Here is a 25,164-nt window from a genome sequence, read left to right on the forward strand (position 1 = left end):
AATAATCCTCCTTAGCTCAGTTGGTTAGAGCATCTGACTGTTAATCAGAGGGTCCTTGGTTCGAGCCCAAGAGGAGGAGCTGAAAATGAGAGAGTTACCGTAGGTAGCTCTCTTTTTTTATGCTCTATTTGGCATAAAAAAAGCCGACCTAAAGGCCGACTTTCAATTTTGGTATTATGGAAAGCTATTTATTAGATGCGTATTGACTAGAACCCAACTCGTAATAGAGATGATTTCTTTCATTAATTTTCTCCAGAGAGCTTTTAAAATACTTGGGACTATAAAAGCCCGTCAGTTTCGTTACTTCTCTACCTCGGTAATCTGCTACTAAAACGGTTGGGAATACTTCAACGCCAAAACGTTCTACGATCTCCATACCATCGTAAGAATCAATATCCACACGATAAACCATGAAGTTGTCTTCTAAGTAGGCAGCTAAATCTGAGTCTCCAAAAGTTTCATTATCCATCTTTTTACATGGACCACACCATGAGGCCCAGAAATCAATGAGAACAGGTTTGTGAAGCTTTTGAGCCTTTCTTAGAAAATCATCATAAGAACCCTGATAAAATTCTACCTCTTTGGCTTTTTGCTGAGACCATGCAGTACTCATAAAGAGTACCCCGATCATAAGGATGGAGAGTAATTTTTTCATTTTTTAGCACGTGTTATTAGGTAACTAGTGTTAATCAACTAGCGTGCCAAAGTTATTGAATTGATCTAACAGATCGAAATATTTGAAGATAATAAGCTCATCATAAATTATTTACTACAGCCGAAAAGGAATTTTGTAAATTGAAATTTGAGGTATTCTACCTCAGAAAAAAAATCAAAGCTCAAGCAACCCTACCCCACGTATTTTGCATCTTACTATTGAAAACGGCCATTTATGACGAAGATTTTATCACTGTTTGAACACGAGTACGATCTCGCAAAAGCCATCAAGCAGGGAGATAGAAAAGCTCAAACTCACCTCTACGACCGCTATTCAGGGTTAATGCTTGCTATATGCATACGTTACCTGAATGATAAAATGCTAGCCGAAGATGTGATGCTTCAAGGCTTTATGAAAATCTTCAATAAAATAGGTCAGTTTAACTTCAATGGGAGTTTTGAAGGCTGGATGAAAAGAATCATGGTGAATGAGGCCTTAATGAAACTTCGATCTGTAAAGAGCATTGAAGTAGATATGGATGAAGTTTCGGCTTCAAATTTCAAGACGGAGGAAAGCTCCACACTTGAACAGGAAGACCTGATGAAAATCGTACAAAGTTTACCTACAGGCTACAGGACTGTCTTTAACCTATATGCAATTGAAGGGTTTAGCCATGCAGAAATAGCCGAAAAGCTTGGCATTTCTGAAGGTACCTCAAAATCGCAGTTAAGTAGAGCCCGTGCTCTCTTACAAGAGAAACTGGCCGGACAGGAAAAAATATTAAGACGAACTACAAAATGACATCGATAAGTAAAATGAAAAAACATCCTATTGATGAACTGTTTCAACAAAACCTCCAGGATTTCGAAGTTAAACCTTCAGAAAATCTAAGAGATAAGTTTTTACAATCACTAGAAGAAGAACCGAAAAAGAAAGGCGGATTCATTATATGGAGACCTTACTTTGCTGCCGCTGCCTCCATCCTATTATTACTGGGTATTGGCTGGACAGTTTTTAACCTTGGTATTGAAAATCCGAAAACTAACGGTGAGATGGCTCAGCAGTCGACAGCTCCAGACATGGAGGCCAAAGAAGATAGCCCTTCTGCCATAGTAGAACCACTTCAACAAGAGGCTCCGATAGCCGCAGTTCCTAAAGAATCCTCAAAGGTCAGAAACTCTACGAAGAGTGAAACTTCAACAGTTTCAATTGCAGAACCTGAAGTAGCTACCTTAAAGCCGACAAAAGCTCTTCCAGAAATCTCTATCACCGGAGCTACGGAAATTGATGAGCGAATCCCTGATGAGCTAACCCTTGCTCTTGAATCTTCGGTAACGAAAGAAAAAGAGTTGATGGCCGAGGCCAATGAAGAATCAAAAGAAGGCTTATTTACCAAATCTGCTGGCGAAACCATCATCATCGTTACCTCTGATTTTGAAAGAGAAGAAAAAATATTATTACCCGAAATAAATGCCGATTCACAATTGAGCCTGGCCGAAGTCACCGAACTTGGGGAAGAGAGAATGATAGAAAACGGCACCTTTATTTCTAAAGTGGTAACCGAATTCAAACATTTAAAACATGGAGAAAAAGTAACCTTTCAGCAAATCGACGAGCACATAGACCAAACATACAGTGAAGATACTTTCATTGGCCATGAAGCCAGAGAGTTCCGTCAACGAGTCAATTGGTTAAAGGAGAGGTTATCAAAGTAATTGAATAAAAAAACCACAAAAGCTATCACAATGAAAAGACTTTTTACGACCGCAATGATGATTTTGATTGGCATTGCTGCCAAAGCAGAAATCAAAAGAGACACCACTATTATTGAGTTTTCTGATGCAAAAGTCAATAAACACATTACAGTTATAAGTACTGGCGATAAAGAAATTGATCTGCCTGTTTCTCTTGACCTTAATAGCGTTTTAAAAGAATTAGGAATAGATACCACTGAAAGGGAAAGAGCTTTTGTATTGATCGGCAAAGATCAAAACAAGAAAGACACCCTATTGATGGTATCTCAAAATGGCCAGCGAATAGAGATCATTACTAAAAAACCACTCCTCAAAAACTATAACGACTCCACTATAACAGACAAACCTGAACCCGTGTACAATTCAGAGAACAAAGAAAGCGAAGAAGATGATCAATGGGACAACCAAAATCAATGGCAAGGAAGTAATCATGTCAAGAAAAAAGATCGGTCAAGGTTCTTCTCCAAAAGTGATTTCGGGTTATACCTCGGTCTCAACAATTTTCTCAGCAACTCCAATTCAAGCTTCCCGGAACTTCGTACCTGGAGGTCTAGATATGTAGCTCTATCCTTTAGAAAGAATGCTACATTAATAAAAGGAAGACAAGTAGACCTTGCTTTAAGCTATGGTCCGGAGATAGCGTGGTACAATTTTATGTTTGAGAACAATTATACAGCAGTCTATCAAGGTGAACAGGTTTCTTTTCCTGAAGCAGATTTCAATACCTCAAAATCAAAACTGGTCATGCCGTATTTAAACTTACCAGTCATGCTGAACTTTGGATTCAAAGAGGCCAAATTTAAAATGGGTCTTGGAGGGTATGTAGGTTATCGTATTGGTGGTTACACAAAAACAAAGGACACCAATGGCAATAAGGAGAAAATAAAAAGCACCTACGGCTTTACCAACGTACCTTATGGTCTTACCGCCGAACTCGGCAAGAAGAATGGACTTACCCTATTCTTTAGATATGACCTTACGAACACTTTTAAGTCTAATCAATCGAATGCTACTGACTTACAAGCCTTTAGTGCAGGAATAAGAATATAATTTAGAGTACTATATAAGTGTATTAAATGGCGGCTGAATCAGTCGCCATTTTTCTTATACAAAAAAGATGTAGTTTTTTTTGAGGGGAATTTTGCCAAAACAAAAAAACGCCATACTTTTGCAACTCCTTTTTCGGGGGGAGTAGTTCTTTGAACAGACAAACTGAGTTAATTGGGGGTGTACCAGAGTGGCCAAATGGGGCAGACTGTAAATCTGCTGGCTTACGCCTACGGTGGTTCGAATCCATCCGCCCCCACTTATAAATTAGCATGAATGCGGGCGTAGCTCAGTTGGTAGAGCGACAGCCTTCCAAGCTGTAGGTCGCGGGTTCGAACCTCGTCGCCCGCTCATTTAAGCCTTCGTAGCTCAGGGGTAGAGCACTTCCTTGGTAAGGAAGAGGTCGGCAGTTCAAATCTGCTCGAAGGCTCTGCTTAAACTCAGTTCAAAGAAATTCTGAGTAATTTGCAATGCAAACTCAGATCCTTGAAGAGTTTTTACTTTTAGAAATTTTATACAATTTAATTTTATAAGAATATGGCAAAAGAAAGTTTTGACCGTAGTAAACCCCACGTAAACATTGGTACTATCGGTCACGTTGATCACGGAAAGACAACATTGACTGCTGCGATTACAACTGTTCTTTCGAACAAAGGTCTTGCAGAATTGAAAGACTTCTCGTCTATCGATAACGCACCAGAAGAGAAAGAGCGTGGTATCACCATCAATACTTCTCACGTGGAGTATCAAACAGACAACCGTCACTATGCTCACGTAGACTGTCCGGGTCACGCCGACTACGTTAAGAACATGGTAACTGGTGCTGCTCAGATGGACGGTGCAATTCTTGTAGTTGCCGCTACTGATGGTCCTATGCCTCAGACGCGTGAGCACATCCTTCTTGCTCGTCAGGTTGGTGTACCTCAGCTAGTTGTTTTCATGAACAAAGTTGATATGGTTGATGATCCTGAACTACTTGAACTAGTAGAAATGGAAATCCGTGAACTATTATCATTCTATAAATTCGATGGCGATAACATCCCTGTAATTCAAGGTTCTGCACTTGGTGGCTTGAACGGCGAAGACAAGTGGGTTAAGACTATCGAAGAATTAATGGATGCAGTTGATAACTTCATTCCTCTTCCAGAAAGAGCTACTGATAAGCCATTCCTTATGCCGGTAGAAGACGTATTCTCGATCACTGGTCGTGGTACTGTTGCTACTGGTCGTATCGAAACTGGTGTAATCAACTCTGGCGAACCTGTTGACATCCTTGGTATGGGTGCTGAAAACCTTAAGTCTACTGTTACTGGTGTGGAAATGTTCCGTAAGATCCTTGATAGAGGTGAAGCTGGTGATAACGTAGGTCTTCTTCTTAGAGGTATTGAGAAATCAGATATCAAGCGTGGTATGGTAATCTGTAAGCCTGGTTCTGTGAAGCCTCACAGCAAGTTCAAGGCAGAGGTTTACGTACTATCAAAAGAAGAAGGTGGTCGTCACACTCCATTCTTTAACAAGTACCGTCCTCAGTTCTACCTAAGAACTACTGACGTTACAGGTGAAATCATGCTACCTGAAAATGTAGAAATGGTTATGCCAGGTGATAACGTAACAATTGAAGTAACTCTTATAAACGCTGTAGCGATGGACAAAGGTCTTCGTTTCGCGATCAGAGAAGGTGGCCGTACAGTAGGTGCAGGTCAGGTTACTGAAATCATTGAATAATACATTCAATTATATAGAGAAAGCACTCCTTAAACGGAGTGCTTTTTTTTTGCCCTATTAATTAAGTAAGTAGTAGATTTCTTGAATAATGAAGACCAAGCAAAACGCTGCCATCATATTTATTTTCATAACGGTTTTAATCGATGTGATTGGTATTGGAATTGTTATTCCCATCATACCTGCACTTATTAAAGAGTTGACAGGTGGTACTACAAGTGAGGCCAGTCAGTATGCATTATGGTTGGTACTACTCTACTCAGTAATGCAATTCCTCTTTTCTCCAATAATAGGAGGTTTGAGTGATCAATATGGCAGAAGAAAAGTTCTATTATTCACACTTCTGGGTTTTGCAATTGACTCACTATTTCAAGCTCTATCACCTACCATTGCCTGGTTATTTTTAGGAAGAGCTATCTCCGGAATAATGGGAGCAAGCTTTACTACCGCTAATGCCTACATAGCAGATATTAGTCCTGCCGAAAAGCGAGCTCAAAACTTTGGAATGATTGGTGCAGCCTTTGGTTTGGGCTTTATAATAGGCCCATCTATAGGTGGACTATTAGGTTCATATGGTCCAAGAGTGCCATTTTTTGCCTCAGCAGCCCTTTCTATAATTAACTGGCTGTATGGTTATATTGTTTTACCTGAGTCATTGCCAATAGAAAAAAGAAGGAAATTCGACTGGAAAAGAGCTAACCCTTTTGCTTCATTAAAGAATTTAGGTCGCTACCCAATGGTATTAAGTTTAGTGGCTTCTTTATTTCTCGTATATATCGCTGGTTATGCTCCTCAGGCCGTTTGGTCATTTTATACGATAGAAAAATTCGGTTGGTCTGAATTGCAAATAGGGTTCTCTCTAGGCTTTGTTGGTCTCATGATCGCCATAGTACAAGGGGGCTTAATGCGTGTCATAATTCCTAAAATTGGGCAATCGAAAGCCCTTTTTCTAGGTTTACTCATTAATGTCATTGGTCAAGCTGCATTCTCATTGGCCGCAGAGGGATGGATGATGTATGTGATCATGATACCATTTGCTCTAAGTGGTTTGGCTAACCCAGCTTTCCAAGGAATCATTTCAAACGAGGTTTCAGACACCGAACAAGGCGAACTACAAGGAGCACTTACCTCAGTAGTATCATTAGCAGCTATTATAGGCCAGCCATTAATGTTATGGCTTTTCAGAGTCTTTACAAAACCCGAAAACAAGGTTTATTTGCCAGGTGCACCCTTTTTGGTAGGTTCAGTTCTATGTTTGCTGAGTTTTATATTTACTTATCGGCTAATTTCTCATAAAAAGTAAAAGCTGTTTGTGAATAATAATATTATGAGTATTTTTGCAGCCCTGAATGCTCCTAAAGAGGAGTTTCTTTTTTTTATACACGGGCATAGTTCAATGGTAGAATAGCGGTCTCCAAAACCGTTGATCAGGGTTCGAATCCTTGTGCCCGTGCTTTTAATCTATTATCATGGATAAATTAAGAACATTTATAAAAGAGTCTTGGCACGAGATTACTAAAGAAGTAACCTGGCCAAAATTCAGCGAATTACAATCTAGTGCTACATTAGTATTAGTAGCATCTGTAATTTTTGCATTAGTTGTAGGAGCTATCGACTTTTTGATTGACAATGGTCTTAAGCTTCTCTATTCATCTTTCTAAGATATGAGCGAACTTAATTGGTACGTAATCAGAGCGGTTTCTGGTCAGGAGAAAAAGATCAAAAACTATATTGAGAATGAAGCGGCGAGAGAAAACCTCACCGATTTTATTCCTCAAGTTCTGATTCCATCTGAAAAGATAATCGAAGTAAGAAACGGTAAAAAGCGTGTACGTGAGAAGAACTATCTTCCGGGTTACATGCTACTTCAGGCTGACCTTAATAATGGTGAGGTAATGCACATGGTGAAAAGCTTGCCAGGTGTAATTGGCTTTTTGAGAAAAGACGGAAACTCATCTATTGAACCTGAGCCACTTCGTCAATCTGAAATCAATAGATTCCTTGGAGTTCAAAACGAAGAAGAGGAAGAAACTATTGACTCAAACATCACTTTTGCGGTTGGAGAATCTGTCAAAGTAATTGACGGACCTTTCTCTACTTTTGAAGGTAGCGTGGAAGAGGTATTTGAAGACAAGAAAAAACTAAATGTAAGTGTAAAGATTTTTGGAAGAAGTACTCCGGTAGAGCTAAGTTATCTACAAGTAGAGAAGCTTTCATAAGTCATCTCACATACCAACATTGAAAAGCCTGATCAACCGATCGGGCTTTTTTGTACCCGATTAATTTTCAGACAGTTATTGTCAAATTGAATTTATTCCCTTACCTTTGCACTCCATTTGAGAAAACCCTGTTTTCTTCTATGGCGTAGAGTCAGTTTATATCTTGTCAGGTTACTTTCATAAGTTCCTGTTAGGCTTCCCCTGAGAATAGGCTGATTTTATGGAGAAACGAATGAGCAATTAAAGCCTGAAATAGCTGATTGTGACTAAGTTATTGCAGATTAGTTGTGGTTCGTCATTTCGTATTTCTCATCTTTAAATTAGTATAAAAAATGGCGAAAGAAATCGCAGGATACTTAAAATTGCAGGCTAAGGGTGGTCAAGCCAACCCAGCACCTCCGATTGGTCCTGCCCTTGGTTCAAAGGGTATTAATATCATGGAGTTCTGTAAGCAGTTTAATGCCAGAACACAGGATAAAATGGGGCAAGTGGTTCCAGTATTGGTTACATACTATACTGACAAATCATTTGACTTCGTAATTAAAACCCCTCCTACTGCCGTACTATTAAAGGATGCAGCTAAAGTCAAAAAAGGCTCAGATCAGCCGAATCGTGCAAAAGTTGGTTCTGTAACATGGGATCAAGTGAAGACGATTGCTGAAACTAAAATGCCTGACTTAAACTGCTTCACCATTGAGTCTGCTATGAAAATGGTAGCTGGTAGTGCCGCAAATATGGGTCTTAGAATCAAAGGCGACAGACCTTTCTAAAATTTTAATAATTAACAATGGGAGCCATGTGAATACATGGCGTTTGTACCAACAATTTTCTTATGGCTAAAATAAGTAAAAAAAGAAAAGAGGCCCTTTCTAAGTTCGATGTAACTAAGGCGTATTCTTTGACAGAAGCTGCTTCTATTTTGAAAGAGATTTCATACACGAAGTTTGACGCATCTGTTGATTTAGATATCCGTCTTGGTGTTGACCCTCGTAAAGCTGACCAAATGGTAAGAGGTGTAGTAGCCCTTCCTAATGGTACAGGTAAAGATGTGAAGGTTCTTGTGCTTTGTACTCCAGATAAGGAGGAAGAAGCTAAGGCTGCCGGAGCTGACCACGTAGGTCTTGACGAGTACATCTCTAAAATCGAAAAAGGATGGACTGACATTGACGTGATTATCACTATGCCTGCTGTAATGGCCAAGTTAGGTCGTTTGGGTAGAGTACTAGGACCAAGAGGTCTTATGCCAAACCCTAAAGCTGGTACTGTAACACCTAATGTAGGTGATGCGGTTAAAGAAGTGAAAGCTGGTAAAATCGACTTTAAAGTTGATAAAACCGGTATCATTCACGCTGGTATAGGTAAAGTATCTTTCTCTCCTGAACAGATCGTAGGTAATGCAAATGAATTGTTACAAACAATCATGAAGCTTAAGCCATCTTCTGCAAAAGGAACATATGTGAAAGGTATCACCTTGTCAAGTACAATGAGTCCTGGAATTAAGATTGATGAAACCTCTATAAACGGATAGTAATCATGAACAAAGAACAAAAGGGAGCTATCATTGGAGAGTTAGCTGAAAAGTTTGCCAATAATCCGTATTTCTATATTACAGATGCCAGCGGCATGTCTGTAGCCACTACAAACAAGCTTAGAAGGCTTTGTTTTGACAGAGGTATAGAATACAAAGTGGTAAAAAACTCTCTGATCGAGAAAGCTCTTGATCAACTAGAAGCTGATTACACGCCATTCACAGAGTCTGTATTGAAAGGTTTTTCAGGCATCATGTTTCACCCGGAATCCGGGAAGGATGCAGCTAAACTGATCAAAGACTTCCTGAAAGAGAACGAAGGTTCAATTAAGCTTAAAGGTGCATCTATTGAGAGTGAACTGTTTATCGGTCACGATCAATTAGATACTCTTGCTAAACTGAAATCTAAGACTGAGCTAATAGGCGAGGTAATCACGTTACTTCAATCTCCTGCTAAGACCGTACTTGGTGGTCTTCAGAGTGGTGGTAACAAACTGGCTGGAATCCTTAAAACTCTATCAGAGAAAGAGGCAGCCTAATTTTAAACAAAGTATAAACTATTTAAAAAATTATAACAATGGCAGATTTAAAAGATTTTGCTGAACAATTAGTTAACCTTACTGTTAAAGAAGTAAATGAGTTAGCAGACATCCTTAAAGAAGAATATGGTATCGAGCCTGCAGCTGGTGGTGCTGTAATGATGGCTGGTCCTGCTGGTGGTGGCGAAGCTGCTGCTGCTGAAGAAAAAACTTCTTTTGATGTAATCCTTAAGTCAGCTGGCGGAAGCAAGCTTCAAGTTGTTAAACTTGTTAAAGATCTTGCTGGTCTTGGACTTAAAGATGCTAAAGAGCTAGTTGATAGTGCTCCTAAGCCAGTTAAAGAAGGTGTAGCTAAAGATGAAGCTGAAGCTCTTAAGAAGCAGCTTGAAGAAGCTGGTGCTGAAGTAGAACTTGCTTAATTTATAAGCACCTCAAAACATCAGACTCGGTCCGATTTTCTCCGGAAAATCGGTCGAGTCTTTTGCTGTAAATAGCAGCACCGATACTAATCACACATAACTAAAAGATTTTCAGAACTTTAACGTTCTGTAACTACAAAAATTAAAGCCCGATACACTGCTGTTTTTCGTGGGACAGCTGCACAGGGGCTTGATTTGGCTTCACCTCGAGTTTTTTGGATTATCTGCTAGCAGCAGATAAGCTCAAGTAATTTAAATTATTCACTTTTAAACGATTTAAAGCCTTGAATTTGACAGAAACCGGAAGGAAGACTTTTGCCAGTGTTCATCCCGCTTTAGAATATCCGGACTTCCTGGATATTCAGCTTCAATCATTCCAGGAGTTTTTCCAAATCGATACACCCGCTGAAAGCCGTAGAGCTGAAGGCCTTTACAAGGTGTTTATGGATAACTTCCCGATTGCTGATTCGCGTGAGAACTTCGTTCTAGAATTCGTTGACTACACAGTTGACCCACCAAAATACTCTATTGATGAGTGTATAGACAGAGGATTAACTTACTCTGTTCCTTTAAAAGCAAAGCTAAGATTGCTTTGTAATGATGAAGATAATGAGGACTTCGAGACCATGGAGCAGGAAGTATTCCTAGGGAATATTCCTTACATGACGGAAAGAGGTTCTTTTGTGATTAATGGTGCTGAGCGTGTAATCGTTTCTCAGCTACACAGATCACCAGGTGTGTTCTTCTCTATGAGTAAGCACACCAACGGTACCAAACTTTACTCTGCCAGAGTAATCCCTATGAAGGGTTCATGGATTGAATTCTCCACTGACGTTAATAACGTCATGTACGCGTACATTGACCGTAAGAAGAAATTCCCGGTTACAACGCTTTTGAGATCAATCGGTTTTGGTACAGATAAAGACATCCTAAATCTTTTTGAACTTTCTGAAGAAGTTAAGGCTACTAAGAAAGATCTTAAAAAAGTAGTAGGCAGAAAGCTTGCTGCTCGTGTTTTGAAAACATGGACTGAGGATTTCGTGGATGAAGATACTGGAGAAGTAGTATCTATCGACAGAAACGAAGTTATCATGGAGCGTGACTCTGTGATTACTGAAGAAGATATCGAGCTAATTCTTGATACTGATTCTAAGTCGATCATCCTTCACAGAGAAGATGCTAACCTTGCGGATTATAATATCATTTATAATACGCTTCAGAAGGATAGCTCAAACTCAGAAAAAGAAGCAGTAGAGCAGATCTACCGTCAACTAAGAAATACAGAAGCTCCTGATGAAGCTACAGCCCGTGAAATTATTCAAGGTCTATTCTTCTCAGAAAAGCGTTATGATCTTGGTGAAGTAGGTAGATACAGAGTTAATACTAAACTAAAGCTTGACACTGAGCTTTCTAAGAGAGTATTGACCACTGAAGATATCATCAGAATTGTAAAATATCTGATTACGCTAATCAATGCCAAAACTGTAGTTGATGATATCGATCACCTTTCAAACAGACGTGTAAGAACTGTAGGTGAACAGCTATCTAGCCAGTTTGGTGTAGGTTTAGCTCGTATGGCTCGTACCATCAAAGAAAGAATGAACGTTCGTGATAATGAAGACTTCAAGCCTGTTGATCTAATCAACGCTCGTACGCTTTCTTCTGTGATCAATTCATTCTTCGGTACTAACCAGCTTTCTCAGTTCATGGATCAAACTAACCCACTTGCTGAGATTACGCACAAGCGTAGAATGTCAGCTTTAGGGCCAGGTGGTCTTTCAAGAGAAAGAGCAGGTTTCGAGGTACGTGACGTTCACTATACGCACTACGGTCGTCTTTGTACGATTGAAACTCCGGAAGGTCCGAACATTGGACTAATTTCTTCTCTTTGTACCTATGCTAAGGTAAACTCAATGGGCTTCATTGAGACACCTTACATGAAAATTGAAGAAGGTAAACTTTCTGGTGAAGTAGAATACTTAACAGCAGAATCTGAAGATGGTAAGAACATTGCCATGGCTACGCCTGATGTAAAAGAAGACGGTGCCTTTACTACAGATTCACTGAAATGTCGTTTTGAGGGTGACTTCCCATTGAAGAACCCAACAGAAATTGATTACATGGATATTGCCCCTAACCAGATTGTATCTGTAGCGGCATCTATTATTCCATTCCTTGAACATGATGATGCCAACCGTGCATTGATGGGATCAAACATGCAGCGTCAGGCAGTACCATTATTACGTCCTGAAGCACCAATTGTAGGTACAGGTCTTGAAAGCAGAATTGCACGAGACTCTCGTACAATGATTGTAGCTGAAGGTACAGGTACTATTGACTACGTAGATGCAGACAGAATTCTGGTTAACTATGACTGGAACGATGAGGACGTAATGGTGAATTTCAACACCAGTCAGAAAGAATACTCTCTGATTAAGTTCCGCCGTACAAACCAGGATACTTGTATTAACCTAAGACCTATCGTAAGCAAAGGTGATAGAGTTAAAAAAGGTCAGGTACTGGTAGAAGGTTATGCTACACAAGGTGGTGAACTGGCATTAGGTAGAAACATGATGGTTGCCTTCATGCCTTGGCAAGGGTATAACTTTGAGGATGCTATTGTAATCTCTGAAAGAGTAGTTAGAGATGACATCTTTACTTCAATTCACATTGAAGAGTTTGACCTTGAGGTTAGAGATACAAAACGCGGTCAGGAAGAATTAACTGCGGAGATACCTAACGTATCTGAAGATGCAGTGAAAAACCTTGATGAAAATGGTATCGTTCGTACCGGTACATTTATCAAAGAAGGTGATATTTTGATTGGTAAGATTACACCAAAAGGAGAGTCTGATCCTACTCCAGAAGAAAAACTTCTTCGTGCAATCTTCGGTGATAAAGCTGGTGATGTAAAAGATGCTTCTAAGAAAGCTTCTCCATCATTGAGAGGTATGGTGATTGACACCAAACTATTCTCAAGACCAAATAAAGAAGAGAGAGCAAAACACAAAGAAGAAGTGAAGCTTCTATTGAAAGCTCACAGTAAAAATCTTTCTGAATTGAAAGAAATCATGATTGACAAAATGGTCAATATTCTTTCAGGAAAGACTTCTCAAGGTGTGAAACATAAATTTGGCGATGAGCTTATCTCTAAAGGAGTGAAGTTCAATAAGTCAAACATCACAAATAATCTATTCCCTGAGAAAAACCCTTATGTAGATGAGAGTACATACAGCGTACCAGAAGAGTCTAACTTATTGGGTGATATCCTTCTGGAAGGATGGACCAAGGATGAGCATGCCAATCAACTGCTGATCAGACTTGTGAAAAACTACCTAAGCAAGCGAAGTGAAATCATGGGTGAATTTAAGCGTGAGCGTTTCGTGCTTGAAGTTGGTGATGAACTTCCCGCTGGTATCGTTAAACTTGCCAAAGTATACATCGCTAAAAAGCGTAAGCTGAAAGTAGGTGATAAGATGGCCGGTCGTCACGGTAACAAAGGGGTAGTTGCTAAGATTGTTCGTGATGAAGATATGCCATTCCTGGAAGATGGTTCTACTGTAGATATCGTACTTAACCCACTGGGTGTACCGTCTCGTATGAACATCGGTCAGCTGTATGAAACTGTTCTAGGTTGGGCTGGTAGAAAACTCGGAAGAAGATACGCAACGCCAATCTTTGACGGGGCTTCTGCTGATGAGGTTACGGCTGAACTTAATGAAGCTGGTTTACCTGAATTTGGTAGAACAGAACTTTATAATGGTCTTACAGGTGAGAAATTTGACCAAAAAGTAACAGTAGGTATCATCTACATGCTGAAACTAGGTCACTTAGTAGACGATAAAATGCACGCAAGGTCTATCGGGCCATACTCATTAATTACGCAGCAGCCACTTGGTGGTAAAGCCCAATTCGGTGGTCAGCGTTTCGGTGAGATGGAGGTATGGGCTCTGGAAGCATTCGGAGCATCGCACATCCTTCGTGAGATTTTGACAGTAAAATCTGATGATGTAATTGGTCGTGCGAAAGCTTACGAAGCAATTGTGAAAGGAGAGAACCTACCAAAGCCGAATATCCCGGAATCATTCAATGTACTTGTACATGAATTGAGAGGTTTGGCTCTTGAAATCACCTTGAAATAATTTTTGAATCATTTTCATTAAAACATACAGAAAATGTCTTTAAAGAAAAATAAAAAACTTAGCAGCGACTTTAACAGCATAACCATAAGTCTTGCTTCTCCAGAATCTATTTTGGAGAGCTCTTTTGGTGAGGTAACGCAGCCGGAAACCATCAATTACAGAACCTATAAGCCTGAAATGGGTGGATTATTCTGTGAGCGTACTTTCGGGCCTACGAAAGACTGGGAATGTCACTGTGGAAAATATAAACGTATTCGCTATAAAGGTATCATCTGTGACCGTTGTGGTGTAGAAGTTACCGAAAAGAAAGTACGTAGAGAGCGTATGGGGCACATTGAACTTGTGGTTCCTGTAGCTCATATCTGGTATTTTAAGAGTCTTCCAAACAAGATCGGTTACCTACTTGGTCTTTCATCGAAGAAACTTGACCAAATTATTTACTACGAGCGTTACGTAGTAATTCAGCCGGGTATTAAAGAAGAAGACGGATTGGCCTATATGGACTATCTGACTGAAGAAGAATATCTGGATACAGTTGATAAGCTTCCAAGAGAAAACCAAATGCTCCCTGATGATGATCCTCAGAAGTTCATCGCAAAAATGGGTGCAGATGCACTTGAGATGCTATTGGCCAGACTTAACCTGGACGAACTTTCTTATCAACTACGTCACCAGGCAGCTACTGATACTTCTCAGCAAAGAAAAGCGGAAGCTTTGAAAAGACTGAGAATTGTAGAGGCTTTCCGTGATGCTAATACTAGAATTGAGAACCGTCCTGAATGGATGGTGATCAAGATGGTACCGGTCATTCCACCGGAGCTTCGTCCACTAGTTCCTTTGGATGGTGGTCGTTTCGCTACTTCTGACTTGAACGATCTTTACAGACGTGTAATCATCAGAAATAACCGTCTCAAAAGACTTCTTGAAATTAAGGCACCAGAGGTGATCTTGAGAAACGAGAAGCGTATGCTTCAGGAAGCTGTAGATTCACTTTTTGATAACTCAAGAAAAGTAAATGCAGTAAGATCTGATGGAAACCGTGCTCTGAAATCACTTTCAGATATGCTGAAAGGTAAGCAAGGTCGTTTCCGTCAAAACCTTCTTGGTAAGCGTGTTGACTACTCTGGTCGTTCGGTAATTGTAGTAGGTCCTGAGCTTAAGCTTCATGAATGTGGTCTTCCTAAGGGAATGGCTGCTGAGCTTTTCAAACCTTTCATTATCCGTAAGCTTATTGAAAGAGGTATAGTAAAAACGGTGAAATCAGCGAAGAAAATCGTTGATAGAAAAGATGCAGTAGTTTGGGATATCCTTGAAAATGTATTGAAAGGACACCCTGTATTGCTAAACCGTGCTCCTACCCTTCACAGACTAGGTATTCAGGCGTTCCAGCCGAAACTGGTAGAAGGTAAGGCTATTCAACTTCACCCATTAGTATGTACAGCATTTAACGCTGACTTTGATGGTGACCAGATGGCGGTACACGTTCCTCTAGGTCATGAAGCTGTGATGGAGGCATCTGTATTAATGCTATCTTCTCATAACATCCTAAACCCTGCGAACGGTGCTCCTATTACTGTACCATCCCAGGATATGGTGCTTGGTCTTTACTATGTAACTAAAGGTAAGAGATCAACAGAAAATGAGAAGATCGCTGGTGAAGGAATGACTTTCTTCTCTCCAGACGAAGTCATCATTGCTCTTAATGAAGGTGTGATTTCAAAGCATGCTTACATTAACTGTAAAGTCAAAGTCAAAAATGAGGCTGGTGAGCTTGAAGATAAAATCATTGAAACTGTAGCTGGTAGAATTCTTTTCAACCAATACGTTCCTGAAGAAGTTGGGTACATCAATGAGCTTTTAACGAAGAAAAAACTTCAAACCATTATCGGTCAGGTTATCAAAGAGGTAAGTTTTGCTCGTACGGCTGCTTTCCTTGATGAAATCAAAACCTTAGGTTTCCAATCAGCCTATACTGGTGGACTTTCTATTGGTCTTGGTGACATCATGATTCCTGAAGAAAAGCAGGATCTGATTGAGAATGCTCGTGGTGAAGTAGAAGAAGTCCAAAGTAACTACATGTTTGGTATCATTACCGAGCGTGAGCGTTATAACCAAATTATTGATATCTGGACTCGTGTAAACACGAGATTGAGAGAAACACTACTTGATCAGCTAGAAAATGATGATCAAGGTTTCAACTCAGTATATATGATGATGCACTCAGGAGCCCGTGGTTCTAAGGAGCAGATTCGTCAGCTAGGTGGTATGAGAGGTCTGATGGCTAAGCCACAGAAAAATATCGCTGGTTCTGTTGGTGAGATTATCGAGAACCCAATTCTTTCTAACTTTAAAGAAGGTCTTGACGTTCTTGAGTACTTTATCTCAACACACGGTGCACGTAAAGGTCTTGCAGATACCGCTCTTAAAACTGCGGATGCTGGTTACCTTACTCGTCGTCTACATGATGTGGCTCAGGATGTTGTCGTTAGAGAAACTGACTGTGAAACTTTAAGAGGAATCACAGTAACAGCACTAAAAGAAAACGAGGATATCATTGAACCTCTTTCTGAAAGAATCCTTGGTAGAACTGCCGTAAGTGACGTGGTTGATCATGTTACTAAAGAAGTTCTTGCGAAAGCTGGTGAGGAAATCACTGAGGAAATAGCAGAGACAATTGATAACTCGTCTGTTGATTCTGTAGAGATTCGTTCTGCTCTGACTTGTGAAGCCAAGAAAGGTGTGTGTGCAAAATGTTATGGTAGAAACCTATCAACCAACAGAATGGTAGAAGTAGGTGAAGCTGTAGGTGTAATTGCATCGCAATCAATTGGTGAACCTGGTACTCAGTTAACGCTTCGTACATTCCACACAGGGGGTACGGCCATGAACGTTTCTGTTGATGCCAATATCAAGGCGAAATTTGGCGGTATAGCCAGCTTTGATCAGGTAAGAACAATCGATACTACCGATAAAGAAGGTAATCCTATTACAACAGTATTAGGACGTAGAGGTGAAGTGAGAATTGTAGATCCTGAAACAAATCAGATCTTAATTACTAACATCATCCCTTACGGTGCTACTCTTCATATCAAAGACGGTCAAACTCTTGAAAAAGGAGACATGATCTGTCAGTGGGATCAGTTTAACGCCGTGATTATCTCTGAAATGGATGGTACTATTGAGTATGACGCCATTGAAGAAGGTATCACCTTCCGTGAAGAGTCTGATGAACAAACAGGTTTCAAAGACAAGGTAATTACAGATACAAAAGATAAAACGAAAAACCCTGCAGTAGTAATCAAGGGTAAGAAAGACGATGAAAAATCGTACAACTTACCGGTAGGTGCTCGTTTGATGGTAGAAGATGGTCAGAAAGTAAAAGCTGGTCATGTACTTGCTAAGATACCTCGTGCCGTGAATATGAACGCCGATATTACTGGTGGTCTACCACGTGTAACTGAGCTATTTGAAGCACGTAACCCATCTAACCCGGCAGTGGTTTCTGAAATCGACGGTGTGGTATCATACGGTGGTATCAAACGTGGTAACAGAGAAGTATTTGTTGAAGCCAAAGACGGTACTAAGATGAAGTACATGGTTTCTCTTTCTAAACTTATATTAGTTCAGGAAGGTGACTATACTAAAGCCGGAGAGCCACTATCTGATGGTGCTATCACTCCTGCTGATATTCTTAGAATCAAAGGACCAACCGCTGTACAGGAATATCTTGTAGATGAAACTCAGGCTGTATATCGTCAGCAGGGTGTAAAACTTTCTGATAAGCACATTGAGGTGATTGTTCGCCAAATGATGCAGAAGGTAGATATCCTGGATGCTGGAGATACTAACTTCCTGGAGATGCAAGCTGTAGATAAGTGGAAGTTCCGCGAAGAGAACGATCGTATCATGGATATGAAAGTTGTAGTAGAAGAAGGAGGCTCAGAAAACTACAAACCTGGTCAAATGCTCACTAACCGTGAGTTCAGAGACGAGAATGGTAGATTGAAGAGAGAAGACCTTAAACAGATGGAAGTTCGCGATGCGAAACCAGCAGTTTCTCAGATCATCCTTCAAGGTATTACAACGGCATCATTGGGTACTGAATCAGTATTCTCTGCTGCGTCATTCCAGGAGACAACCAAAGTACTTTCTCAAGCTTCAGTTCAAGGTAAAGAAGATACCCTTGAAGGTCTGAAAGAGAATGTAATTGTGGGTCACTTGATACCGGCGGGTACTGGACGTAGAGATTATCAAAACATCATGGTAGCATCGAAAAAAGAAGTAGAAGCTGCTCAGGAGAGGATCCTGATTGAGAATCGAAAACGTGAATACGTAGATTAATTGATAGCCCCTGTCGCTGACAGGGGCTATTTTTTTGTCCAATTCATCGACTAACTACCGATTATTGTAGATTTTTTTATAAATTAGCACAAGTGTTCAAATGACACTTATAAAGTTTTGGATTAATTTATCACCTATTGGTGAGATAATCATAGGTTAAAGTATTTTCGTCTTGGAAAGGCATTTGGGAATCCCGGATGTCTTTTTTTTTTATGCCCTAAAGTCAACCGTTTTACCTCAGAAATGACGCAGATATGTCCGAAAGAGCTTATTTTTGGACTTTAGTAATATAAATTAACACAGTGACTTTAATCAAATCTATCTCAGGAATCAGAGGCACTATTGGCGGAAAACCGGGTGACACACTTAGCCCAATAGATGTTGTACGTTTTACTTCAGCTTACGGCACGTTTATCAAAAAAAGAAACCCTGATCAGAAGACGATCGTTATTGGTCGCGACGCCAGAATTTCTGGCGAAATGATTTCAGGATTAGTGAGCAATACGTTCATTTCCATGGGATTTGATGTTATTGATCTCGGACTTTCTACCACACCAACAGTAGAAGTGGCTGTTCCGAAAGAAAATGCTGCGGGAGGTATAATTCTAACTGCAAGTCATAACCCTATTCAATGGAACGCCTTAAAACTCCTCAATGAAAAAGGAGAGTTCATATCCGGAGACGATGGTAAGGAAATTTTATCACTTGCCGAAAATGAAGATTTTGAATTTTCTGATGTTAAGAAGTTAGGAACCATACAGAAAGATGAATCACACCTTCAAAAGCATATAGACGATATCATTGCCTTGGAACTAGTGGATAAAGATGCCATTGCCAAAGCTAATTTCTCCGTGATTGTAGACGGTATCAACTCTTCAGGTGCTATTGCAATTCCAGCTCTTCTAAAAAGCTTAGGATTAAGCAAAATAAAAGTATTGAATGAAGAGCCCAATGGTCATTTTGCCCATAATCCAGAGCCCTTAGCGAAGCACTTAACACAAATATCAAGTGAAATAGAAAAAGGAAACTACGACCTGGGAATTGTCGTGGATCCAGATGTAGACCGTTTGGCGTTTGTAAATGAAGATGGTGAACTCTTTGGTGAAGAGTATACTTTAGTGGCTGTAGCAGACTACATTCTATCAAAAACAGAAAAGGGTGCTAAAACTGTTTCTAACTTGTCCTCAACACTCGCTTTGAAAGATGTTACAGAGAAACATGGCGGAGAATACTTCGCATCAGCTGTAGGCGAAGTAAACGTGGTCAATAAGATGAAAGAGGTAGGTGCAGTTATCGGTGGTGAAGGTAATGGTGGTATCATATACCCTGAATTACACTATGGAAGAGATGCCTTAGTAGGTGTCGCTCTGTTCCTGTCTCATTTAGCTCATTTTAAGAAGCCTATTGGCTTTTTAAGAAAGACCTACCCCAATTACTTCATTGCTAAGAAAAAGATTGACCTGGCCCCTGAAATGGACGTGGATGCTATCTTAGAAGAGATTAAGAAAAAATATCAAAAGCATCCAATTGATGTTCAGGACGGTGTTAAGATCTTGTTTGATAAAGAATGGGTTCAATTGAGAAAGTCAAATACCGAACCTATTGTAAGGATTTACGCGGAATCAGAGTTTGAAACCACTGCTGATAATCTTGCCGACAAGATCATTTCCGATATCAAGGAAATAGTAAGTAAACTATAATTAGGACTTCTGAGAAGTGCCGTAAATATTCTGGAGACGGCTTTGAAGTGAAAGCTTCTTAGCCAACTCTTTTTTACCCGCTCTATACCAAAAGAAAAATAGACCAGCTACCAAAAGATAAGGGGTCAAAAGGAGATAAAGAATTCCAAAGTTAAGTCCTGTACCAATTACTCCCCTACCCTCACTAAGATTACTGCCCACAGTAGCTCTACACATTGCACATTGAGCCATCACTTCACCAGACTGAAGAAGAAGCAAAACCACAACAACAACTACTATTTTTAGAATATTCTTAAGCATAATAAGGAGAAATCATTAAGTATGCGATGACGCCAGTAATGGAAACGTATAGCCAAATCGGATAGGCATACTTTACAAGTTTTACATGTTTGACAAATTCACCAATCACTGCAAAATAAAAAGCCCTCAGCACTAATGGTAATACAATCAGGGATAACAAAATATGGCTTATCAGTACGAAATAGTACACGTAACGAATTACCCCTTCTCCACCAAAACTGGTAGATGGATTTGTCAAATGATAGATAACGTAAGAAATTAAGAATAAACCACCCAAACCAAAAGCAGCAGTCATAACCTTACGATGAGCCTCTCTATTCTTATTCTTAATAAAGTAGAGACCTAAGATCAAAAATACAGAAGTCAGAGAATTGATGATAGCATTCAACCCGGGTAAGACTCTGGTCCATTCTCCTAAATCTGGTTTTGTCCTTATACCAAGAAGAACAGCTACTGCCACAGGCACTACTACTGAAATAATATTTATGGTTCTTAAAGAAGTCTTAACCTCACTCATAATTCTATTCTACTTATTCTACGTCTTGTTGATCGTACAAAACCTTTATTTCAAGGCTTAGTCTTTCCATGTCTGCTTTATTAGTAGCATCATATATTCCCCGGATGTAGTTATTCTTATCCAGGAGCAGAGCTTTGTCAGAGTGAATAAAGGCTTCATCAATGTCAGTAATATCAGGATTATACTCTGATGCATCTGAAACCGGAAGCTTAAATCCTTTGATAGCTAAGTCATAAATATAAGCCTTTTTACCCGTCAAAAAGTTCCAGTTTGAGCCGTCAAATTGCCTCGAATATTCTTTTAAAACTGAGACCTTATCATACTCAGGATCAATACTTATAGACATAAATGAAATGGTACTATCTGAAGCAAACTGCTCATTTACACGAGCAATATTTTGATTCATTATTGGGCAGATAGTCCCACATCTGCTAAAGAAGAAATTAGCCACTTTTATCTGGTCTTTCAGGTCTTTAAAGATTACAACTGAACTGTCTTGATTGACCAACTCAAAATCAGGTACCTGATGAAAAACCGTATCTCCTTCTATAACTTTAGGTTTTCCTGTCTCATCTAATTCAGGAAAGTAATAAGGAAGATCAAATTTATTATCCCCGAAAACATTAAGAAAAATAAAGACAAAAGCCGGAAGTACTAATACAGCTACTAGTATTCCGGCTTTCAAAAATTTATTGGACATACGTCTATCTAATAGTGCCTAAGTATCCACCTTCAAACAGGACAAGTGCTACCAGGAACCATATTACAAATATGACTGGTAAGACGATTGACCAGATCAGAGACTTCACTTCTTCTTTAAGGTGCATAAATGTACCTACAATGTAGAATGACTTAACAAAAGTCAAAAGGATGAAAGTCCCAATCTTAAACCATTTCCCGAACGAAGTATCTGAAGAAACAGTAAATGCTATTACGAACTCAATGGCGGTAACGAAAAGTAAGATCCAGAAAACCTTCCACAACTCTCTAGTTTGCGGTTTCGCTTTTTCGCCTGTTGTATTTTCTATATGTGCTGCCATATCTCTAGTTTAAATCTTTTATCAATTATACAAGGTAGAAGAAGGTAAATACGAATACCCACACTAAATCTACAAAGTGCCAGTATAATCCTACTTTCTCAATCATTTCATAGTGTCCTCTTTTTTCATAAACACCATTTACTGTGTTATAAAATACAAGCACATTCAGAACCACACCAGAAAGAACGTGTGTACCGTGGAAACCTGTTATAAAGAAAAAGAAGTCCGCAAAGGCAGCCGGTCCATACTCATTATACACAAGGTTAGCTCCACCTGCACCAGTGCCGTGGATAAAGTGTGACCATTCCCAAGCCTGAGAACCCAGGAAGGTAAAACCGCCAAGGATAGTCCAAAGCATCCACTTTTCTACATCAGCTTTATCTCTTCTGTGACCAGCTTCTACAGCCAGTACCATTGTAACTGAGCTAAAAATGAGAATGAAGGTCATTATACCTACAAACACCAACGGTGCACTTACACCATGAAGAAAAGGTACAGCTTCAAAGACGAATTCTGGTGTTGGCCACCATTCTGATGAAGCAGTAAAATCATGAATTGATGCCCCTGGATTAGCGTCCTGAAAACTAGGAAAACTAAATCTTACCAGACCGTATGAAATCAATAAAGCAGAGAAGGTAAACGTATCTGATAAAAGGAAAATCCACATCATCAATTTACCGTAACCAACTTTCATTGGTTGAATCCCACCTTTCCAGATCAAATGGTCAGGAGTAGAAGAGGTATGTGTTGTTGCCATAGGTAATTAAAATTCGAAATCGAGGCAAATTTAAACATCTTTTACAGAAATGCCTTGGTTTCGGGTTGATGGTTAAAAATTTATCTGAAATACAATAAAAACACAAAAAGATAGATCCACAGAATGTCTAAAAAATGCCAATACGTAGAGCAAACTTCAATTTTGACCAAACTTTTAGAATGAATATTCATTTTAAAAGCGGCAATTAAAGATGTAATTAGAACAACTAATCCGGTAATAAGGTGAAACCCATGTAAACCTGTCAAAATGTAAAGGAAGGATCCAGAAGGGTTTCCTTTCAAATAGATACCAGTTTCCTGGAGCTCTTGCCAGCCAATGTACTGCATCACTAAAAAAGCAATACCAAAACCAAAGGTGATCGTGATAAACATCTTCAATTTTGAAAAGGCATCAGCTCTGGCAGCCCTTTGAGCCAAAAACATAAATACACTACTCACCAGTAATACCAAGGTACTCCAGTAAAAAATTGGCGGCATCTCAAATTCCGTCCAGTTTCCTTCAGCCCTTCTTACTAAGTAGGCTGAGGTTTGCGATGCAAAAAGCATCACGATGGTAATTATAAAAAGCCAGGTAATAAACTTCCATTTATTAATGCTTAATACAGGCTTTACATTCTCGCTTAAATTATTCTCCGCAGTCATCACAGTTTATCAATTAAATAAGCAATTTGAACAAAAGGTAAATACACGAATGATCCGAACATCAATTGCAAAGCAGCCTTTTTATCTACTTTCCGCATTAAATGAAATGTTTGAATCAAAAACAAGGTACCCAGTAGCATGGCAAACATTGCAGAATGCAGCCCTGTCATTTCTAAATAAAAAGGCACCCAACATAGTGGTAATAAAACCACCGTATACATCATAATTTGAATAGCCGAATTTAAATCTCTCCCTCCTTTTGATGGTAACAGCTTAAATCCTGCTTTCTTATAATCGTCATCCAATACCCAGGCAATGGCCCAAAAATGAGGAAACTGCCAAAAGAATTGAATTGCAAAAAGAATTCCCGGTTCTAAGCCAAAACTATTGGTAGCAGCCAACCAACCAATCATTGGAGGAAAAGCTCCTGGAATGGCACCAACTGCTACCGCGATTGGTCCAACTCTTTTCAAAGGAGTATAAACAAATCCATAGAGGACAAAGGAAAGAGCCGATATCAACAAAGCTTTCATATTAAAAAGCCCTCCGAGAATCAGAAATGCTATCAAAAGACTTATCGCACCGAAAATAATCGCTTCTTTAACAGACAGTCTACCAGAAGGTAAAGGTCTACCTTCAGTTCTAGACATGTCCTTATCCAAATCCTTCTCAATGATTTGATTTACAATGTTTGCAGCTGCGGTAGTTAAGAAAGCCGCAAAACCAAACAAGCAAAGCATCTTATAATCAAGCTGTCCTTGATTACCCATAATAAATCCAACAACACTCGAAAAAACGACAGTCATAGAAAGCCTAAACTTTGTTAAATCAAAGTACGCTCTCACTTTCTCTTTAAATGTTATCTCTTTTATCGCTACTTCCATTCCTAACTTATCTTCACTCTTGTTATTAAAATTAAACCAAACTGAACACCAAGTATTAAAGTACCAAGTGTTAAATGTATTGGTTGTGCCAAAGCCGGCATCTTAACTAAACCTAGTATTAAACCAATAACAAATTCTGATAATACTATGATCCACATCCACTTTGAAAGTCGTAATGCAAACCCATTGAAAAGGTTTATATTTTTAAGATACAACCAGCTATTGCCTATTAATACTATTATTGCCAATAGAATATGTACATAATACATACCGTCTAACCTTTCTATCCAAGTATCTCTAAGCACTCCGGAAAAGTTGAGCTGGTCAATTTGCTCTCTAATTTGAGTACCTATCAATAATTGAACAAAACTCAAGATTAATAACAACTTCAATACAAACTGAAGATGTTTTGGTATCTCCATTCCATGCGTTTTTCCGTCTAAACTATACGCTTTGTATAAAGCCATGATCAGGAAGAAAACTACTAAAAGTGCTCCTAACATATGAATAGTGACCATGACCGGGCTAAGCTCCATAGAAACCACCTTAGAACCTAACCAACCTTCAAATGCCACAAAAAAGAAAGCCATGAACGAATAAAACACAACAGTTTTAGATGACTTCCAATAGTCCTTAATAGCAAAGATCAACGTTCCAAAAATCAAGAACCCGATCAACACTCCCATTAAACGGTTTATGTATTCTGTCCACGTCTTAAAGGCATTAAATTCAACCTCTCCTTTTAACTTTTCACCAAATAATTGAGCGTAATTATCCGGGAGCTGTGACTCGTGAGTAGGCGGAATCCATGTACCAAAACATTTAGGCCAGTCTGGGCAGCCCATTCCCGAGCCGGTAGCTCTAACTACACCACCTACCAGAATTAAAAAGAAAACCGCACTTATTGTGACAAAAGCTAGCCTTTTATACATAGCTCA

General features: G+C 39.4%; 23 protein-coding genes and 5 tRNA genes. 19 read left to right on the forward strand and 9 right to left on the reverse strand.

Annotated features, from left to right (window positions below; translation table 11 throughout):
• Positions 1-5 precede the first annotated feature (5 nt).
• A tRNA-Asn gene (locus tag ACUXV0_RS09920) sits at positions 6-79 on the forward strand.
• Positions 80-184: 105 nt separating this feature from the next.
• On the opposite strand, the gene ACUXV0_RS09925 is transcribed toward ACUXV0_RS09920, so the two are convergent.
• Entirely contained in the window at positions 185-655 is a 471-nt protein-coding gene (locus ACUXV0_RS09925; RefSeq protein WP_446189389.1) for a thioredoxin family protein, read from the reverse strand.
• 234 nt (positions 656-889) lie between these two features.
• Between ACUXV0_RS09925 and ACUXV0_RS09930 the strand changes: the two genes are divergently transcribed.
• The 18 genes from ACUXV0_RS09930 (at position 890) to glmM (ending at position 20,066) form a co-directional block, all read left to right on the forward strand.
• A complete protein-coding gene (locus ACUXV0_RS09930) occupies positions 890-1,456 on the forward strand; it encodes an RNA polymerase sigma factor (protein WP_446189390.1) in 567 nt (188 codons plus the stop codon).
• On the forward strand, positions 1,453-2,370 hold the full coding sequence (locus ACUXV0_RS09935; protein ID WP_446189391.1) for a hypothetical protein: 918 nt from the start codon (positions 1,453-1,455) through the stop codon (positions 2,368-2,370). Before ACUXV0_RS09930 ends, ACUXV0_RS09935 begins: the two co-directional genes overlap by 4 nt.
• A gap of 30 nt (positions 2,371-2,400) precedes the next feature.
• Complete coding sequence (locus ACUXV0_RS09940; RefSeq protein ID WP_446189392.1) at positions 2,401-3,459, forward strand: outer membrane beta-barrel protein; 1,059 nt, start codon at positions 2,401-2,403, stop codon at positions 3,457-3,459.
• Positions 3,460-3,632: 173 nt separating this feature from the next.
• Positions 3,633-3,715, forward strand: a tRNA-Tyr gene (locus ACUXV0_RS09945).
• Between the two features lie 19 nt (positions 3,716-3,734).
• Positions 3,735-3,807: transfer RNA gene (locus ACUXV0_RS09950), tRNA-Gly, on the forward strand.
• Between the two features lie 7 nt (positions 3,808-3,814).
• Positions 3,815-3,886, forward strand: a tRNA-Thr gene (locus ACUXV0_RS09955).
• Between the two features lie 107 nt (positions 3,887-3,993).
• A complete protein-coding gene (tuf, locus tag ACUXV0_RS09960; RefSeq protein ID WP_446189393.1) occupies positions 3,994-5,181 on the forward strand; it encodes an elongation factor Tu in 1,188 nt (395 codons plus the stop codon).
• 88 nt (positions 5,182-5,269) lie between these two features.
• Positions 5,270-6,481 carry a TCR/Tet family MFS transporter gene (locus ACUXV0_RS09965; protein ID WP_446189394.1) on the forward strand — a complete coding sequence of 404 codons (1,212 nt, stop codon included), beginning with the start codon at positions 5,270-5,272 and terminating at the stop codon, positions 6,479-6,481.
• Positions 6,482-6,560: 79 nt separating this feature from the next.
• Positions 6,561-6,631, forward strand: a tRNA-Trp gene (locus ACUXV0_RS09970).
• Between the two features lie 16 nt (positions 6,632-6,647).
• Positions 6,648-6,839, forward strand: coding sequence for a preprotein translocase subunit SecE (secE, locus tag ACUXV0_RS09975; protein ID WP_446189395.1), 192 nt, complete (start codon positions 6,648-6,650; stop codon positions 6,837-6,839).
• A gap of 3 nt (positions 6,840-6,842) precedes the next feature.
• Positions 6,843-7,397, forward strand: a complete 555-nt coding sequence (gene nusG / locus ACUXV0_RS09980) for a transcription termination/antitermination protein NusG (RefSeq protein WP_446189396.1) — start codon at positions 6,843-6,845, stop codon at positions 7,395-7,397.
• Between the two features lie 332 nt (positions 7,398-7,729).
• Positions 7,730-8,167 (forward strand): 50S ribosomal protein L11, encoded by a 438-nt coding sequence (gene rplK, locus ACUXV0_RS09985; RefSeq protein ID WP_446189397.1) that lies wholly within the window; start codon positions 7,730-7,732, stop codon positions 8,165-8,167.
• A gap of 62 nt (positions 8,168-8,229) precedes the next feature.
• A complete protein-coding gene (gene rplA / locus ACUXV0_RS09990; RefSeq protein ID WP_446189398.1) occupies positions 8,230-8,925 on the forward strand; it encodes a 50S ribosomal protein L1 in 696 nt (231 codons plus the stop codon).
• Positions 8,926-8,930: 5 nt separating this feature from the next.
• On the forward strand, positions 8,931-9,464 hold the full coding sequence (rplJ, locus tag ACUXV0_RS09995) for a 50S ribosomal protein L10 (protein WP_446189399.1): 534 nt from the start codon (positions 8,931-8,933) through the stop codon (positions 9,462-9,464).
• 38 nt (positions 9,465-9,502) lie between these two features.
• Entirely contained in the window at positions 9,503-9,883 is a 381-nt protein-coding gene (rplL, locus tag ACUXV0_RS10000; RefSeq protein ID WP_446189400.1) for a 50S ribosomal protein L7/L12, read from the forward strand.
• 284 nt (positions 9,884-10,167) lie between these two features.
• On the forward strand, positions 10,168-14,025 hold the full coding sequence (rpoB, locus tag ACUXV0_RS10005; RefSeq protein WP_446189401.1) for a DNA-directed RNA polymerase subunit beta: 3,858 nt from the start codon (positions 10,168-10,170) through the stop codon (positions 14,023-14,025).
• Positions 14,026-14,058: 33 nt separating this feature from the next.
• The gene (gene rpoC, locus ACUXV0_RS10010; RefSeq protein WP_446189402.1) at positions 14,059-18,366 is read left to right on the forward strand and encodes a DNA-directed RNA polymerase subunit beta'; all 4,308 of its coding nucleotides are present in this window, start codon (positions 14,059-14,061) and stop codon (positions 18,364-18,366) included.
• 302 nt (positions 18,367-18,668) lie between these two features.
• Positions 18,669-20,066, forward strand: a complete 1,398-nt coding sequence (gene glmM / locus ACUXV0_RS10015) for a phosphoglucosamine mutase (protein WP_446189403.1) — start codon at positions 18,669-18,671, stop codon at positions 20,064-20,066.
• On the opposite strand, the gene ACUXV0_RS10020 is transcribed toward glmM, so the two are convergent.
• The 8 genes from ACUXV0_RS10020 to ACUXV0_RS10055 form a co-directional block, all read right to left on the reverse strand.
• Entirely contained in the window at positions 20,067-20,366 is a 300-nt protein-coding gene (locus ACUXV0_RS10020) for a hypothetical protein (RefSeq protein WP_446189404.1), read from the reverse strand.
• On the reverse strand, positions 20,359-20,883 hold the full coding sequence (locus tag ACUXV0_RS10025; RefSeq protein ID WP_446189405.1) for a DUF420 domain-containing protein: 525 nt from the start codon (positions 20,881-20,883) through the stop codon (positions 20,359-20,361). The genes ACUXV0_RS10020 and ACUXV0_RS10025 overlap by 8 nt, the downstream gene beginning before the upstream one ends.
• Before the next feature lie 13 nt (positions 20,884-20,896).
• Complete coding sequence (locus tag ACUXV0_RS10030) at positions 20,897-21,583, reverse strand: SCO family protein (RefSeq protein ID WP_446189406.1); 687 nt, start codon at positions 21,581-21,583, stop codon at positions 20,897-20,899.
• A gap of 4 nt (positions 21,584-21,587) precedes the next feature.
• Positions 21,588-21,923: a cytochrome C oxidase subunit IV family protein gene (locus tag ACUXV0_RS10035; RefSeq protein ID WP_446189407.1), complete on the reverse strand. Its 336-nt coding sequence runs from the start codon at positions 21,921-21,923 to the stop codon at positions 21,588-21,590.
• A 25-nt stretch (positions 21,924-21,948) separates the two neighbouring features.
• Positions 21,949-22,680, reverse strand: a complete 732-nt coding sequence (locus ACUXV0_RS10040; protein WP_446189408.1) for a cytochrome c oxidase subunit 3 — start codon at positions 22,678-22,680, stop codon at positions 21,949-21,951.
• 80 nt (positions 22,681-22,760) lie between these two features.
• Positions 22,761-23,342: a cytochrome c oxidase subunit 3 gene (locus ACUXV0_RS10045; protein WP_446189409.1), complete on the reverse strand. Its 582-nt coding sequence runs from the start codon at positions 23,340-23,342 to the stop codon at positions 22,761-22,763.
• Positions 23,342-24,226 carry a heme o synthase gene (cyoE, locus tag ACUXV0_RS10050; RefSeq protein ID WP_446189410.1) on the reverse strand — a complete coding sequence of 295 codons (885 nt, stop codon included), beginning with the start codon at positions 24,224-24,226 and terminating at the stop codon, positions 23,342-23,344. Before cyoE ends, ACUXV0_RS10045 begins: the two co-directional genes overlap by 1 nt.
• Before the next feature lie 2 nt (positions 24,227-24,228).
• Positions 24,229-25,158: a COX15/CtaA family protein gene (locus ACUXV0_RS10055; RefSeq protein ID WP_446189411.1), complete on the reverse strand. Its 930-nt coding sequence runs from the start codon at positions 25,156-25,158 to the stop codon at positions 24,229-24,231.
• Between the last annotated feature and the right edge of the window lie 6 nt (positions 25,159-25,164).

Source organism: Jiulongibacter sp. NS-SX5 (assembly GCF_052828545.1).

Excerpts from the sequence above, each read along its gene's own strand:
- ACUXV0_RS09925 (WP_446189389.1), bottom strand. The coding sequence starts at position 655 with ATGAAAAAATTACTCTCCATCCTTATGATCGGGGTACTCTTTATGAGT.
- ACUXV0_RS09930 (WP_446189390.1), top strand. The coding sequence starts at position 890 with ATGACGAAGATTTTATCACTGTTTGAACACGAGTACGATCTCGCAAAA.
- ACUXV0_RS09935 (WP_446189391.1), top strand. The coding sequence starts at position 1,453 with ATGACATCGATAAGTAAAATGAAAAAACATCCTATTGATGAACTGTTT.
- ACUXV0_RS09940 (WP_446189392.1), top strand. The coding sequence starts at position 2,401 with ATGAAAAGACTTTTTACGACCGCAATGATGATTTTGATTGGCATTGCT.
- tuf (WP_446189393.1), top strand. The coding sequence starts at position 3,994 with ATGGCAAAAGAAAGTTTTGACCGTAGTAAACCCCACGTAAACATTGGT.
- ACUXV0_RS09965 (WP_446189394.1), top strand. The coding sequence starts at position 5,270 with ATGAAGACCAAGCAAAACGCTGCCATCATATTTATTTTCATAACGGTT.
- secE (WP_446189395.1), top strand. The coding sequence starts at position 6,648 with ATGGATAAATTAAGAACATTTATAAAAGAGTCTTGGCACGAGATTACT.
- nusG (WP_446189396.1), top strand. The coding sequence starts at position 6,843 with ATGAGCGAACTTAATTGGTACGTAATCAGAGCGGTTTCTGGTCAGGAG.
- rplK (WP_446189397.1), top strand. The coding sequence starts at position 7,730 with ATGGCGAAAGAAATCGCAGGATACTTAAAATTGCAGGCTAAGGGTGGT.
- rplA (WP_446189398.1), top strand. The coding sequence starts at position 8,230 with ATGGCTAAAATAAGTAAAAAAAGAAAAGAGGCCCTTTCTAAGTTCGAT.
- rplJ (WP_446189399.1), top strand. The coding sequence starts at position 8,931 with ATGAACAAAGAACAAAAGGGAGCTATCATTGGAGAGTTAGCTGAAAAG.
- rplL (WP_446189400.1), top strand. The coding sequence starts at position 9,503 with ATGGCAGATTTAAAAGATTTTGCTGAACAATTAGTTAACCTTACTGTT.
- rpoC (WP_446189402.1), top strand. The coding sequence starts at position 14,059 with ATGTCTTTAAAGAAAAATAAAAAACTTAGCAGCGACTTTAACAGCATA.
- ACUXV0_RS10020 (WP_446189404.1), bottom strand. The coding sequence starts at position 20,366 with ATGCTTAAGAATATTCTAAAAATAGTAGTTGTTGTTGTGGTTTTGCTT.
- ACUXV0_RS10025 (WP_446189405.1), bottom strand. The coding sequence starts at position 20,883 with ATGAGTGAGGTTAAGACTTCTTTAAGAACCATAAATATTATTTCAGTA.
- ACUXV0_RS10030 (WP_446189406.1), bottom strand. The coding sequence starts at position 21,583 with ATGTCCAATAAATTTTTGAAAGCCGGAATACTAGTAGCTGTATTAGTA.
- ACUXV0_RS10035 (WP_446189407.1), bottom strand. The coding sequence starts at position 21,923 with ATGGCAGCACATATAGAAAATACAACAGGCGAAAAAGCGAAACCGCAA.
- ACUXV0_RS10040 (WP_446189408.1), bottom strand. The coding sequence starts at position 22,680 with ATGGCAACAACACATACCTCTTCTACTCCTGACCATTTGATCTGGAAA.
- ACUXV0_RS10045 (WP_446189409.1), bottom strand. The coding sequence starts at position 23,342 with ATGACTGCGGAGAATAATTTAAGCGAGAATGTAAAGCCTGTATTAAGC.
- cyoE (WP_446189410.1), bottom strand. The coding sequence starts at position 24,226 with ATGGAAGTAGCGATAAAAGAGATAACATTTAAAGAGAAAGTGAGAGCG.
- ACUXV0_RS10055 (WP_446189411.1), bottom strand. The coding sequence starts at position 25,158 with ATGTATAAAAGGCTAGCTTTTGTCACAATAAGTGCGGTTTTCTTTTTA.